The sequence below is a fragment of the Microbacterium jepli genome (assembly GCF_047237905.1).
In the GTDB taxonomy this organism is placed as follows: Bacteria; Actinomycetota; Actinomycetes; order Actinomycetales; family Microbacteriaceae; genus Microbacterium.
In genome coordinates this window covers 962,960-976,883 of sequence record NZ_JBDFLW010000005.1, presented here as the reverse complement: position 1 = coordinate 976,883, position 13,924 = coordinate 962,960, and the positions used below count along the sequence as shown (strand labels likewise).

Here is a 13,924-nt window from a genome sequence, read left to right as displayed (position 1 = left end):
CGAATGCGGCCAGGTCCCCACAAGCCGCGGGGCATCCACGCCTGGCTCGGCTGCGCCGATCCGGCTCGCAGAGGGCATGCTTCCCGCGAGTCTCTTCACCTGGAGACAACGCACTCCGCGCCGCTCGACTGTGGTCTGACCACAGCGTAGATTGTGGTCAGACCACAGCGAACGTTCGATCGGAGACACCGTGGATCTGCTCGACCCCCTGCTCCTGGCCCGGTGGCAGTTCGGCCTCACGACGCTCTACCACTTCCTCTTCGTCCCGCTCACGCTGGGGATGGCGCTGACCGTCGCGATCTTCCAGACCGCCTGGTTCCGCACCGGCGCGCTGAAGTGGCTGCACCTCACCCGCTTCTTCGGCAAGATCTTCCTCATCAACTTTGCGATGGGCGTCGTGACGGGCATCGTGCAGGAGTTCCAGTTCGGCATGAACTGGTCGTCCTACTCGCGCTTCGTCGGCGACGTCTTCGGCGCTCCGCTGGCCTTCGAGGGCCTGATGGCGTTCTTCTTCGAGGCGACCTTCATCGGCCCGTGGATTTTCGGCTGGGACAAGCTCCCCAAGGCGCTGCACCTCGCCAGCATCTGGATCGCCACGGTCGGCGCGTGGTTCTCGGCGTACTTCATCCTCGCCGCGAACGCCTTCATGCAGAACCCCGTCGGATACCAGATGTCGGCCGATGGCGGCCGAGCGGAGATGACCGATTTCTTCGCGATCCTCACGAACCCCGTCGCCCTCGCCGCTCTCCCCCACACCCTCTTCGCCGCGTTCATGATGACGATGGGCGTGATCATCTCGATCTCCGCCTGGCATCTCCTGCGGGGGCAGAACATGGAGATGATGCGGACGTCGCTGCGGTACGGCCTGGTCGGCATGCTCGTCGCCTTCGGCGGCGTCGCACTCTCGGGCGACCAGCTGAGCCTCGTCATGGTCTCGACGCAGCCTATGAAGATGGCGGCGGCCGAGGCGACGTTCAACACCGTGTGCGGCGCGGATGCGTCGTTCTCGATCTTCACCCTCGGCACACCAGACGGCACCAGCGAGCTCTTCTCGATTCGCGTGCCCTACCTGCTCTCGCTGCTGTCGACGCACTCGCTCGACGGCTGTGTCGAGGGCATCAACGACCTCAACGCGCAGTACACGACCGAGATGTTCCCCCAGTTCGCCGACCAGGTGGGCGGCAGCTTCGCGCCCGTGCTGTGGGTGACGTACTGGTCGTTCCGCTGGATGATCGGCATGGGGAGCGTCGCGGCCCTGACGGCGGTCGTCGGCATGTGGCTCACCCGCAAGAAGGCGAAGCGGCCGGTGCCGGCGTGGGCCTGGCGCCTCGCGATCTGGGCGTGGCCGGCATCCCTCGTGGCGATCCTCGTCGGCTGGGTCTTCACCGAGATGGGCCGCCAGCCGTGGATCGTGTTCGGCCTGATGCTCACCGAGGACGGCGTCTCGCCGCTGGTGCCGGGTTGGACGGTGCTGATCTCGCTCCTGTCCTTCACCGCCATCTACGCGGTGCTGGCGGTGGTGGAGTTCCGCCTCATCCTGAAGGCGGCACAGGCCGGTCCCCAGCCGCTCCCCGGACCCGACGACCCCGACCCCCGTGACCTCGCCCTCGAGGACACCCCGACGACGGTCTACTAGGAGAGCGCCATGGATCTTGCATACGTCTGGTTCTTCATCGTCGGCGTGCTCTTCGTCGGATACTTCGTCCTCGAAGGCTTCGACTTCGGCGTCGGGATGTCGCTGCCGTTCCTCGGCAAGGACGACATCGCGCGGCGCCAGATCATCAACACGATCGGCCCGATCTGGGACCTCAATGAGACCTGGATCATCGTCGCCGGCGCGTGCCTGTTCGCCGCGTTCCCCGAGTGGTACGCCTCGATGTTCAGCGGCTTCTATCTCGCGCTCCTGCTGATCCTCCTGGCGCTGATCGCCCGCGGCGTGTCGTTCGAGTACCGCCACCAGCGCGAGTCCGCGCAGTGGAAGCGCCGCTTCGACCGGATGATCATCGTCGGCTCGGCCGTGCCGGCGTTCCTCTGGGGCGTCGCGCTGGCGAACCTCGTGCAGGGTGTGCCGCTCAACGTCGATCACGACTTCACCGGCTCGTTCCTCACTCTGCTGAACCCCTACGGACTCCTCGGCGGACTCACGACGCTCCTGCTGTTCTTCACCCACGGCGTCTCGTTCGTGGCACTGAAGACCGACGGCGGCGTGCACCGCGACGCCCGGCGTCTCGCCGTGCGCTCAGGGCTGTTGACGATCGCGGTGGCCGCCGTGTTCCTCGGCTGGACCGTGCTGAACGCCGCGAACGCCGGTGCTCCCCTGTTCCTCGCCGCCGCCGGCACCGCAGGGCTGGCCGCCGTGCTCCTCATCGCCTCGGTCGCCGCGCAGCTCCGCGAGCGGGAGGGGCGCTCCTTCGCCTTCGGCGCGGGCACCGTCGCGTTCGCCGTGCTCACGCTGTGGTTCGCGCTGTTCCCGAATGTGATGCCCTCGAACACGGATCCCGCGTTCAGCCTCACGATCGACAACGCGTCGAGCACCGACTACACGCTCACGATCATGACGTGGGCCGCGGTGATCTTCTTGCCGCTCGTGCTGGCCTACCAGGGCTGGACCTACTGGGTCTTCCGCAAGCGGGTCACCCGGGCGCGCATCGAGCGGGCCGCCGCGGCCCCGGTGCACTGAGGCTGCGATGAGCGATCCCGCCGCCCCGGTGCGCCTGAGACCGGTCGACCCCCGGCTGCTGCGCCACGCCCGCGCCTCGCATGGCTTCTTCGTCGCGGCCGCGCTCCTGGGCGTCGCCCAGACAGCAGCGGTGGTCGCGTTCGCGGCGCTGCTCACGAGGGCGATCGTCGGCGTGGTGGAGGGGATGCCGCCGGCCAAGCTCGCCGGCACGCTCACCCTGCTCGCGCTCGTCGTGGGCGCCCGGGCGCTCCTCGCCGTCGCCCGCGACAGCGTGGCCGCACGAGCCTCCGCCAAGGTGCAGACGCAGCTGCGCGACGGACTCCTGTCGGCCGTGGGCACCCTCGGACCGCAGTGGCTGGCCGGTCAGAACTCCGCCCGGCTGGCCGTGACGGCGGGCCGCGGCCTGGAGTCGCTCGACCCGTACTTCGCGCGCTACCTCCCGCAGCTGGTGCAGACGGCGCTCGCGACGCCCGCGCTGCTCGCGGTCATGTGGTGGCAGGACTGGCTGAGCGGGCTGACGGTGCTCGTCACGCTGCCGCTCATCCCCGTCTTCATGGTCCTGATCGGCTGGGCGACGCGCAGCATCCAGAGCCGTCAGTGGCAGACCCTCAGCCTCCTGGCGGCGAGGTTCGCCGACACGGTACAGGGCCTCGGCACGCTCAAGGTCTACGGACGGCAGCACCGGGCCGCAGCATCCATCGATCTCGTCACCGACCGCTACCGGCGCGAGACGATGCGCGTGCTGCGGGTGTCGTTCCTCTCGGGTTTCGCGCTGGAGTTCCTCGCCAGCATCTCGGTCGCCGTGGTCGCCGTGTCGATCGGATTCCGCCTGCTCGACGGCTCGCTCGCCCTCGGTGTCGGGCTGTTCGTGCTCCTGCTCGCGCCGGAGGCCTACCTGCCGCTGCGCCAGGTGGGCGTGCAGTTCCACGCCGCCGCGGAGGGTGTCGCCGCCACCGACGACGTCTTCTCCGTGATGGATGCCGCGGCCGCCGTCCGCGCGTCCGAGCCCGTCGCGCACTCCGCGCTGCGAAGCGCCGGCGCCCTCGATGTGCGGGACGTGCGCGTGCGACGCGGCGACCACCTCCTGCCACCGGTGTCGTTCGCTCTCGCGCCCGGGTCGGTGGTACTGCTGGACGGCGCGAGCGGCTCGGGCAAGTCGAGCGTGCTGGCGGCCCTCCGCGGCGCTGCCGACTTCGACGGAGAGGCGACCTTCGCCGGCACCGATGTGCGACGCCTCCGCTCCGCCGACTGGCTCGCATGGGCGGGTCAGACCGCCGGGCTGCTGTCGGGCACCATCGCGGAGAACGTGGCGCTCGGCGAGCACTCCCCCGACCCCGCGCTCGTGCGCCGGGCCCTGATGCTCGCCGGCGCCGGCGAACTCGATCCCGAGCGCGCGCTCGGTGTGCAGGGCGCTGGCCTCTCCGGCGGTCAGGCGCAGCGCGTGGCCGTCGCCCGCGCCGTGCACCGCCACCTCGCGGGGCGTGCGCCGGTGATCGCCCTCGACGAGCCGAGCGCCGCGCTGGACGCCGACACCGAGGCGCGGCGGTGGGCGTCGCTGCGTCGCCTCGCCGACGACGGCGCCGCCGTGCTGCTGGTCTCGCACCGCCCGTCGGCCCGCACCATCGCCGACCGGGTCGTCAGCCTCGACCGGGCGGAGGTGCCGGCATGACCGCCGTCACGCCGCACCGGGTGCTGCGTGACGCGATGCCGCCGCTCCGGCGATTCTGGCCGGCGGTCGCCGCCGGGTTCGCCTCCGAGGCCAGCGCCGTCGCCCTGCTCGCGGTGAGCTCGTGGCTGATCGTCCGCGCGTCGGAGCAGCCCTACCTGCTGTACCTGTCGGCCGCCGTGGTCGGGGTGCGGCTCTTCGCGCTCACCCGCGCCGTGTTCCGCTACCTCGAACGGGTCGCCGGGCACGACGCGGCGCTGCGCCGACTCGCCTCCTCGCGCTCCGCCCTGGTGCGCCGCCTCATCCCCGTCGCGCCCGACGGCCTCTCCCGCACCGGGCGCGGCGGCGTGCTGACCGCGCTCGTCGACGACGTCGACGACCTGCAGAACCTGCCTCTGCGCGTCGTGCAGCCGCTCGTGTCCTCCGCGCTCGTGGCCGTGGGAGGACTCGTCCCCGTCTCGATCGTGTCGTGGCGGGCCGGGCTCACACTGCTCGTCGCGCTCGTGCTCGCGGCCGTCGCGGCCGCGGGCTGGGGCTGGGCGGCGGGGTCCCGCGCGGAGCGCGCGATCGCGCCGCTGCGCTCCGCCCTCGGCGACGCGCTGCTCGATCACCTCGGCAGCCTCGACGTGCTCGCGGCGTACGGCGTAGAAGACGCGGGTCGCGCGCGCGTCCTCGCCGCCGATGAGCGGCTGCGCCGTGCCGTCGTGCGCCGGGCCGTCGCGCAGGCGGGGGCCGCGGCATCCGTCGGTCTCCTCGCGGGGCTGGCGTCGATCGCGGCGGTCATCGTCGCCGGGCCCGCCGTCGGCGCCGGTGCACTCGACGGCCCGGGGTTCGCCGTGGCCGTGCTCGTGCCGATGGCGGTGTTCGAGGTGTTCGCCTCGGTGCCGCTGGCGGCGTCGGCGTGGCGGCAGGTGCGCGCGTCGGCTGAACGCATCGCCGCGGCGGTGCCGGCCGGCGCCGCGCAGGAGCTGGTCGACGAGACCGCTCCGGCGTCCGGCGCCGCGCCGGCGCTGGGCGACGGGTTGCGGTTCCGCGGCGTGAGCGCACGGTGGCCGGGCGCCGACGTCGACGCGCTCAAGGATGTCGACCTCGAGGTGCGGCCCGGCGAACGCCTGCTCGTCGTCGGGTCCAGCGGCGCCGGCAAGACGACGCTCGCGCACGCGCTCGTGCGCTTCCTCGCGGTGCGCGGCTCGTACGAGATCGGCGGGGTGTCGGTGTCGTCGCTCGCTCCGGACGACGTGCGGCTGACCGTCGGGCTGTGCGAGCAGCATCCGATGCTCTTCGACGAGGACATCCGCCAGAACCTCCTGTTCGCCCGCGACACCGCGACCGACGGCGACCTCGAGCAGGCGCTGGCGCGCGTCGGTCTCGGACCGTGGCTGCGCGAGCGCGGCGGCCTCGACGCCCGTGTCGGCGAGCGCGGTGCGCTGGTGTCGGGCGGGCAGGCGCAGCGGATCTCGCTCGCCCGCGCCCTGTTGCGCGGATTCCCGGTGCTGGTGCTCGACGAGCCGACGGCGGGAGTGGATGCTGCGGCATCCGCTGCCCTCCTCGACGACATGCTCAGCGCGGTCGGCGACGATCAGGCCGTCGTGCTCATCTCGCACGCCCCCGTGCCGCGCTCGCTCGTGGACCGGGTCGTGCGCCTCGACGGCGGGCGCCTCGCGCCGGTGAAGTGAGTCGCTGGGTGAGGTCGCTCGCGGCGCTCGCGGGGCGCGCGGCGCGTGGCGCGTGGGGCTCGCGGCGCGGCGCCCGGGGAGCCGTTCACCTGTCGCAAGGTGCCGATTGCAGGCCGTGGTTCCGCACGTTGCGACAGGTGAGCAGGGCGGGAAGGCGCGTGTCGTCAGAGGATGCGGCCGAAGGCCCGCACGTCTGCACCTGACGGGAGCTGTGTGAAGCCGACGCGGGGGTAGAAGGCCGCGGCGCCGGAGTTGTCGGCGCTCGCGACGAGGTGCACGCCGGGCACGCCGGCCCGGCGCAGCTCGTCGACGAGGGTGTCGATCAGCCGTCGCCCCCACCCCTGGCCCTGCAGCTCGGGCAGGAGGTCGATGTGCAGGTGCGCGGGATACTCGGCCGCATACGGCTCCGCCGCGCGCCCGCGCCCGGCGGCATAGCGCAGCAGGCCGTCCTGCCGCGGCGGACCGGCCTCCCAGCGGTCCGCTCGCTCCGGCCACCACTCGTCGCGGAACCACGCCTCGAACCCGACCGTGTCGGGCCTGCCGACGGTGTACCCCGTGACGCGGCCGGTTTCGGAGCGCACGACGAACGCGAACTCCGGATGCCGCACCAGGTACGGCAGCACGAAGATCTCCGCCCACAGGCGATCGTCGGTCAGCAACCCCGTCGCGTCGGCTCCCGCGTCCGCCGTGCGCACGCAGATCTCGACCAGGTCGTCGTCATCGCCCGGCCGATACCGGTCGAGACGGTTCCCCTGCGGGCCCGGACGCTGATCGTTACCCGGCTCCGGGCGCCGGTCGACGTCCGCCCCCGACCACAGATCGCCGCACTCGACCTCGACGGCGCCGTGCGCGCGGAGGTACGGGCCGGCGCCGCGATCCCCCTCCGCGGTCGCCGCCAGAGCGGCCCAGTGATCGCGGCCGATCAGCACGGGATGCCCCGGCTGGCCGCGGTACCCCGCCCGAACCAGCGCCGCGCTGAGCGGACCGGTGACGGCGCCGACGACACGGGTAGCCGCCACCGCCGGCGCGGCAGGTGTGTCCACCGGCGTCACGACGAGAGCGTCGCCGGGAAGAGCGGATGCTGCGCCCAGACCCGCGCGCAGCGACGCCCCGAGTCCGTCGCGCCAGTCGTCGACGAGCACGGCGGTCGCCCCGTCCGGAACCATTGACGCGGCTTCGTCGGCACCGGCTCCGAGCGTCACGAGCACCGTCTCGCACCCGGCGTCGCGCAGCATCCGCACCGCCCGTTCGATCCACGACGTCCCGTTCTCCTCGCGGGCGAGCGCCTTAGGCCCGCCGAAGCGCGTGCCGGCCCCGGCGGCGAGCACGAGTCCGATCACACCAGGCATGCCTTCACGCTAGCCCCGGCGAGCACGGCGCGCCGGGCACGCACCGACACACCCGACCCGGCACGTCGGCCCCGGCAACCCGCCGCGAACGACGACCCCGCCGCGGCCCACGAATTCCTCGCGCGTAGCCGCACCGAAACACAGGGCGTCTAGCGTGGATCCATGCTCGAACTCGCCGCCGCCCTCGTCCCGCGACTGCGCGCCGGCGAGCGGGTCGCCGTGATCACCGTCACGGCTGTCGCCCGCAGTGCGCCGCGCGGCGTCGGGTCGTCGATGGCCGTCACCGCCGGGGGCGAGGTGATCGGCTCGATCTCGGGCGGATGCGTGGAGGAGGACGCGGTCATGCTCGGCCTGCGCGCCCTGTCGTATGGATCGGGACTCGCGGCCTCCTTCGGCTTCACCGACGAGGCGGCCCACGCGGCCGGCCTCGCGTGCGGCGGGGCGATCGAGGTCGTCGCGTACCCGCTGTCCGGCGAGGACGATGTCGCCGTGGCCGCGCTGGAGGCGGCGCTGCGCGATGAGCCGACCGCCCTCGGACTCGTCGTCCGCGACGGCGCGGCCGCGCCGCTCGGCACCCTCCTGCCCGTGCCCGCGGAGGACGCCGTGCTCACGCTCTCGCACGCACCCCGGGCACGGCTCGTCATCCTCGGCGCCGGGGACCACGCCGCCGCCCTCTGCCGGGTGGCCGCCGCGGCCGGCTTCGCCGTGAACGTGTGCGACGGCTGGGGGCTGCTCGTCACGCCCGAGCGCTTCCCCGACGCCGACCGGCTCGTCGTGCAGGCGCCGGACCAGTATCTGCGCGCGTCGGCCGACGAGTTCGACGCCCGCACCGCGATCTGCGTGCTCACCCACGACGAGCGCGTCGACATCCCCGCCCTCGCGGTCGCGCTGCGGCTGCCGGTCGCCTTCGTCGGCGCGATGGGCGCCCGCTCCACGGTCGAGCGTCGGTCCGGGATGCTGCGCGAGGCCGGAATCGGCGACGACGAGCTGGCGCGGCTGCACTCGCCGCTCGGGCTCGATCTCGGCGGGGAGAGCCCGGAGGAGACAGCCGTGTCGATCCTCGCCGAGATCATCGCGGCGCGACGCGCGGGCTCCGGCCTGCCGCTGCGTGCGCTGTCCACACCGATCCACGGCGACCCGATCGGCAGCCTGTCGTGCGCCGCTCCCCGGATCGGAGAGCGCGCGTGACCGCCGACGTCGAGGGCCTCCTTCCCGCCGACCTCCCGCACCTGGAGCACGCCGTGAGGCTCGCCGCAGCCGCGCGCGAGCGCGGCGATCACCCGTTCGGGGCGGTGCTCGTCACGCCCGACGGCACGGTGGTGGAGGCGATGAACTCCGTCGAGACCGAGCGGGATCCCACCGGGCACGCCGAGACGAACCTCGTGCGCGCAGCCGCCGCAACGCTTCCGCCGGAGGTGGTCGCGGCATCCACTCTCTTCACGAGCACGGAGCCCTGTGCGATGTGCGCGGGTGCCATCTACTGGGCGGGCATCCCCCGGATGGTCTACGCGTTCGGCGAGGACGAGCTGAACCGCATCGTGCGCGCCGACGGCGACGTGCCCGTCCTCGACCTGCCGTCGCGCGAGGTGTTCGCGCGGGGTGGGCATCCGGTGGAGGTCGTCGGCCCCGTGCCCCTGCCGTCCGCGGCCGCCGTGCACGCGGATTTCTGGACACGGGGAAGCGGCGCACCCGCCGAACCCTGAACCGGGCGGACCGCGATCAGGAAACATCGGGGTAACCGACCGGTGCTTCACTGACTGCACGGCGCGCGCAGCTCGACACGCACGGACAGCATCGACTCCGGAGGAGGCATCGTGGACATCCACACCGTCACGAGCTTCCGAAGCGCCCGAACGCGCGGCGACCTGGCACTCGCACCGGGCGAGACCCTGCTGGGCGGCGGCACGTGGTTGATGAGCGAGCCGCAGCCCGGAACGACCGGCTTCGTCGACCTCACCACGATGGGCTGGCCCGACCTCGAGGTCACGCCCGCGGGGCTCCGGATCGGTGCCACCTGCACCATCGCCCGCTTCGTCGCCTGGGCTCGTCAGGAGTCGCCGTCCGACTGGCCGGCGACGGCGATGATCCCGGATGCCGCGAATGCCCTCCTCGCGAGCGCCAAGGTGTGGAACACCGCGACCGTGGGCGGCAACATCTGCCAGTCGTTCGCCGCCGCCGCGATGGTCGGGCTCACCGCCGGCCTGGACGCGGAGGCCGTGATCTGGACGCCCGACGGCGGCGAGCGCCGCGAACCCGTTGCGACCCTCGTCACCGGCAATCAGCAGAACTCCCTCGCCCGGGGAGAGGTGCTGCGGGCCGTCGAGATCCCCGACGCGGCCCTGCGCTCGCGCTTCCTGCTGCGCAAGATCGCCCTCGCCGAGTACGGCCGGTCCGGCGCGGTGGTCACCGGACGCGTCGACCCCGACGGCACCGCGGTCTTCGGCATCACCGCGGCCACGTGGGCCCCGACGGTGCTGCGGTTCGCCGCTCTGCCCGACCGCGCCGCCCTGCACGCCGCCGTCGAGGCGGCCTCCGGCTACTACAGCGACCCGCTGGGCTCGGCCGACTGGCGCCGCGGCGTCAGCGGCGTGCTTGCGCAGCGCATCCGGACGGAGCTGACGGCATGAGGTTCGAGGTCAACGGTCGCGAGATCGAAGCCGACCCGCGGCCCGGCCAGTCGCTGCGGACGCTTCTGCGCGAGCACGGGCACAGCGAGGTCAAGAAGGGCTGCGACGCGGGCGACTGCGGCGCGTGCGGTGTGATCCTCGACGGGCAGCCGGTGCATTCGTGCATCATCCCGGCGATGCGGATGCCGGGGCGATCGGTGACCACGGCGGTCGGGCTGGTCGACGGCGACGACCTGCACCCGGTGCAGGAGGCGATGGCGGCGGGCTTCGGCTTCCAGTGCGGCTTCTGCACGCCGGGCATGACCGTGACCGCCTCCACCCTGACCGCCGACGACCTGCCCGACCTCGACCGCACCCTGCGCGGCAACCTCTGCCGGTGCACGGGCTACCGCCCGATCCGCGAGGCGATCCGGGCGTCGGTGCTGGGCCAGGTGCGCGAGACGGGCAGTTCGGCGGCGACCTCCTGCGCCGCCGGACACGAGACCTGCGATCACCGGGCGACCGTCACGGGTGGCGTCGGCACGTCGGTCGCACCGCCTGCCGCACGACGGATCGTGCAGGGCCTCGAGCCGTTCACGTTCGACGAGCCGGTCCCGGCTGATGCGGCCCGGGCGGCCGAGGGCACCCTCGTGCTGCGGGTGCTGGGTTCGCCGCACGCGCACGCCCGTGTCGTGTCGATCGACACGGCCGCGGCATCCGCCGTCCCGGGCGTCGTCGCGGTCCTCACCTCCGCCGACGCGCCCGCGCTGCGCTTCTCCACCGCCCGCCACCACCACCGCACCGACGACGCCGACGACACGCGCATGATCGACGACGTCATGCGCTTCGTCGGCCAGCGGGTGGCCGTCGTCATCGCCGAGAGCGCGGGCGCGGCAGAGGCCGGCTGCCGCGCGCTGCGCGTCGAGTACGAGGTGCTCCCGGCCGTCTTCGATCCGGAGGAGGCCCGCTCCGCCGGCGCTCCGCTGCTGCACCCCGACCGCACGCCGGAGGACCGCGTGGCCGACGCCGCGCGCAACGTCGTCGCCGTGCTGCACGAGGAGGTCGGCGGCGACGCCGCGACCGCCCTCGCCGCCAGCGCCGTGCGCGTCGACGGCACGTGGCAGACCAGCCGCGTCTCCCACGCGCAGCTGGAGAAGCACGGCGCCCTCGGATGGATCGACGCCGACGGCCGCCTGGTCATCCGCTCCAGCACTCAGGTGCCGTTCCTCACCCGCGACGAGCTCGCCCGGGTGCTGGATCTCGATGCCGACCGCGTGCGGGTGCTCACCGCGCGCGTGGGCGGCGGATTCGGCGGCAAGCAGGAGATCTTCGCCGAGGACCTCGTCGCCCTGGCGGTCCTGCGCACCGGACGCCCCGTGGCCTACGAGTTCTCGCGCACAGAGGAGTTCCTGCGCTCCTCGGTGCGCCACCCGATGCGCGTGTCGGTTTCGCTCGGCGCCGATGTCGACGGACACCTCACCGCGATGCACGTCGACGTCCTGAGCGACACCGGCGCCTACGGCAACCACGCCGCCGGCGTCATGTTCCACGGCGTGGCCGAGTCGACCCTCGTCTACCGCTCCCCCGTGCGGCGCATCGACGCGGAGGCCGTATACACGAACACCATCCCGTCCGGCGCCTTCCGCGGCTACGGCCTCGGGCAGGTGATGCTGGGCGTCGAGTCCGCCCTCGACCTCCTCGCTGAACGCCTCGACATCGACCCGTTCGAGCTGCGCCGCCGCAACGTCGTCCGCGAGGGCGATCCGCTGCATCCCGGCACCGACGACGACGTCGACGCACTGCCCGCTGACGCGCACGAGGACGACCTCGTCTGGGGCAGCTACGGACTGGATCAGTGCCTCGACCTCGCCGAACAGGCCCTCCGCCGGGGCAACGGCACGGCCGCTCCCGACGGCCCGAACTGGCGCATCGGCGAAGGCATGGCGCTCGGCATGATCGCGACGATGGCGCCACGCGGACACGTCTCGCACGCCTCGGCGGCGCTCCGATCCGATGGCACGTTCCTCCTCCGCACCGGCACGGCCGAGTTCGGCAACGGCACCACGACCGTGCTGCGCCAGATCGCGGCATCCGATCTGTCCGCGTCCTTCGACCGCCTCGAGCTGCGCACGGCCGACACCGATGCGGTGCGCCACGACACCGGCGCCTTCGCGTCGACGGGCATCACGGTGGCCGGGAAGGCGCTGCACGCGGCGTGCCTGGCGCTGCGGGAGCGGATGCTGCGGCTCGCCGTCGAACGGGCGGGCTCGGGTGACGCCGGCGACGCCGAGCTGACGGCCGACGGCGTGCGGGTGGGCACGCGTGTCGTCGGCTTCGCCGACATCGTCGCCGGCGCGAGCGCCGACGAGCGCGGCGACGACGGGCTGGTCGCCCACGGCGCGGAGTACGGCGACCGCCGCTCCCTCGCCTTCAATGTGCACGCCGTGCGGGTCGCGGTCGACGTCGAGACGGGGACCGTCCGCATCCTGCAGTCGGTGCACTCCGCCGACGCCGGCTTCGTGATGAACCCCGCTCAGGCCCGCGGGCAGATCGAGGGCGGCGTCGCGCAGGGCATCGGCAGCGCGCTGTACGAGGAGGTCTACCTCGAGGACGGGCGCGTGCAGAACCCGGTGTTCCGCCTGTACCGCGTGCCGCAGTTCGCCGACGTGCCCGACACCGAGGTGTACTTCGCCGAGACGTCCGACACCGTGGGTCCGTTCGGGGCGAAGTCGATGAGCGAGTCGCCCTACAACCCCGTCGCCCCCGCGATCGGCAACGCGATCGCCCGGGCGCTCGGCGTCCGCGGGTTCCACCAGCCGTTCTCGCGCGACCGGGTCTGGCGCCTCGCGGCCCCGCTGCGCGCGGAGCAGTGACCCGCTACTGCGGAACCGCGACGCCGTTCTCGGCGGCGTAGTCCCGCACGCGCGCGATGAAGTCCGCCCGGCGCGAGGCGGTCAGCCATGACGCCTCGAACGAGTTGATCGCGAGACGCACGAGGTCGGCCGCGCCGAGGCCCGCGTGCTCGGCGAGCGCGACGTAGTTGTCGCCCACGTAGCCGCCGAAGTAGGCGGGGTCGTCGGAGTTGACCGTCACCTTCAGACCCTCGTTCAGGAGCGAGACGATCTCGTCGGACTTCATCTGCGCGGTGACGAACGAGTTGGAGACCGGGCAGGTCGTGAAGCCCAGCCCGCGCTCCTTGGCGAGCGCCACGAGGGCCGGGTCCTCCACGATGTTCGTGCCGTGGTCGATGCGGTCGACGCCGATCTCCTCGATGACCGCGCGGATGTTGTCGATGGAGCCGATCTGGTCGATGTCGCAGTGCATCGTGAGGAAGAACCCCTCCGCCTTGGCGCGGGCGAAGACCTCAGCGAACTTCGTGGGCGGGTTGTCGCGCTCGTCGGAGTCGAGTCCGACGCCGACGATCCACGCCTTGTAGGGCAGCGCCTCCATCAGGGTGGCCATCGCGTAATCCGCGGAGAAGTCCCGCAGGAAGCACAGGATCAGCTCGGCCGAGATGCCCAGCTCGTCCTGCGCGCGCACGACCGCCCTCCGGTACCCCGTGATGACGGTGTCGAACGGCACGCCGCGGCCGGTGTGCGCCTGCGGATCGAAGAACATCTCGGCGTGCACGACGCCCTGCGCCGCCGCCTTCTGCAGATACGCCCACGCGAGGTCGTGGAAGTCATCGGCGGTCTGCAACACCCGCATCGCCGGGTAGTACACGGCGAGGAAGCTGGTCAGGTCGGTGAAATCGTAGGTCGCCCGCACCTCCTCCACCGTGGTCTCGTCGAGGTCGATCCCGTTGCGGGCTGCGAGGGCGAACTTCAGCTCGGGCTCGAGGGTGCCCTCGAGGTGCAGGTGCAGTTCGGCCTTGGGCAGGCCGTGGGCGAAGGCGGCGAGATCGGTCATGTGTGGCTCCAGTGCACGGGAAGGGATGCCGCGGCCGA

The 13,924-nt window shown here is 72.7% G+C and carries 10 protein-coding genes; 8 read left to right on the top strand and 2 right to left on the bottom strand.

The window, feature by feature from the left end:
* The first annotated feature begins 190 nt into the window (after positions 1-190).
* From ABC304_RS08815 to cydC, 4 genes are read left to right on the top strand one after another with little or no spacing between them, the layout of a single operon-like run.
* Complete coding sequence (locus ABC304_RS08815) at positions 191-1,636, top strand: cytochrome ubiquinol oxidase subunit I (RefSeq protein WP_412930235.1); 1,446 nt, start codon at positions 191-193, stop codon at positions 1,634-1,636.
* Between the two features lie 9 nt (positions 1,637-1,645).
* The gene (gene cydB / locus ABC304_RS08810) at positions 1,646-2,680 is read left to right on the top strand and encodes a cytochrome d ubiquinol oxidase subunit II (protein ID WP_412930234.1); all 1,035 of its coding nucleotides are present in this window, start codon (positions 1,646-1,648) and stop codon (positions 2,678-2,680) included.
* Positions 2,681-2,687: 7 nt separating this feature from the next.
* The gene (gene cydD, locus ABC304_RS08805; RefSeq protein ID WP_412930233.1) at positions 2,688-4,349 is read left to right on the top strand and encodes a thiol reductant ABC exporter subunit CydD; all 1,662 of its coding nucleotides are present in this window, start codon (positions 2,688-2,690) and stop codon (positions 4,347-4,349) included.
* Positions 4,346-6,022 carry a thiol reductant ABC exporter subunit CydC gene (cydC, locus tag ABC304_RS08800; RefSeq protein WP_412930232.1) on the top strand — a complete coding sequence of 559 codons (1,677 nt, stop codon included), beginning with the start codon at positions 4,346-4,348 and terminating at the stop codon, positions 6,020-6,022. Before cydD ends, cydC begins: the two co-directional genes overlap by 4 nt.
* A 164-nt stretch (positions 6,023-6,186) precedes the next feature.
* Here the strand turns inward: cydC and ABC304_RS08795 are convergent, their stop codons facing one another.
* Entirely contained in the window at positions 6,187-7,371 is a 1,185-nt protein-coding gene (locus ABC304_RS08795; protein ID WP_412930231.1) for a GNAT family N-acetyltransferase, read from the bottom strand.
* A gap of 162 nt (positions 7,372-7,533) precedes the next feature.
* Here ABC304_RS08795 and ABC304_RS08790 point away from each other — a divergent pair, with 162 nt between their 5' ends.
* From ABC304_RS08790 to ABC304_RS08775, 4 genes are all read left to right on the top strand, one after another.
* Positions 7,534-8,559 (top strand): XdhC family protein, encoded by a 1,026-nt coding sequence (locus ABC304_RS08790; protein ID WP_412930230.1) that lies wholly within the window; start codon positions 7,534-7,536, stop codon positions 8,557-8,559.
* Complete coding sequence (locus tag ABC304_RS08785) at positions 8,556-9,074, top strand: nucleoside deaminase (protein ID WP_412930229.1); 519 nt, start codon at positions 8,556-8,558, stop codon at positions 9,072-9,074. Before ABC304_RS08790 ends, ABC304_RS08785 begins: the two co-directional genes overlap by 4 nt.
* Positions 9,075-9,185: 111 nt before the next feature.
* Positions 9,186-9,998 (top strand): FAD binding domain-containing protein, encoded by an 813-nt coding sequence (locus tag ABC304_RS08780; RefSeq protein WP_412930228.1) that lies wholly within the window; start codon positions 9,186-9,188, stop codon positions 9,996-9,998.
* Positions 9,995-12,850, top strand: a complete 2,856-nt coding sequence (locus ABC304_RS08775; RefSeq protein WP_412930227.1) for a molybdopterin-dependent oxidoreductase — start codon at positions 9,995-9,997, stop codon at positions 12,848-12,850. Before ABC304_RS08780 ends, ABC304_RS08775 begins: the two co-directional genes overlap by 4 nt.
* Before the next feature lie 4 nt (positions 12,851-12,854).
* On the opposite strand, the gene add is transcribed toward ABC304_RS08775, so the two are convergent.
* Positions 12,855-13,886 (bottom strand): adenosine deaminase, encoded by a 1,032-nt coding sequence (gene add / locus ABC304_RS08770; RefSeq protein ID WP_412930226.1) that lies wholly within the window; start codon positions 13,884-13,886, stop codon positions 12,855-12,857.
* Between the last annotated feature and the right edge of the window lie 38 nt (positions 13,887-13,924).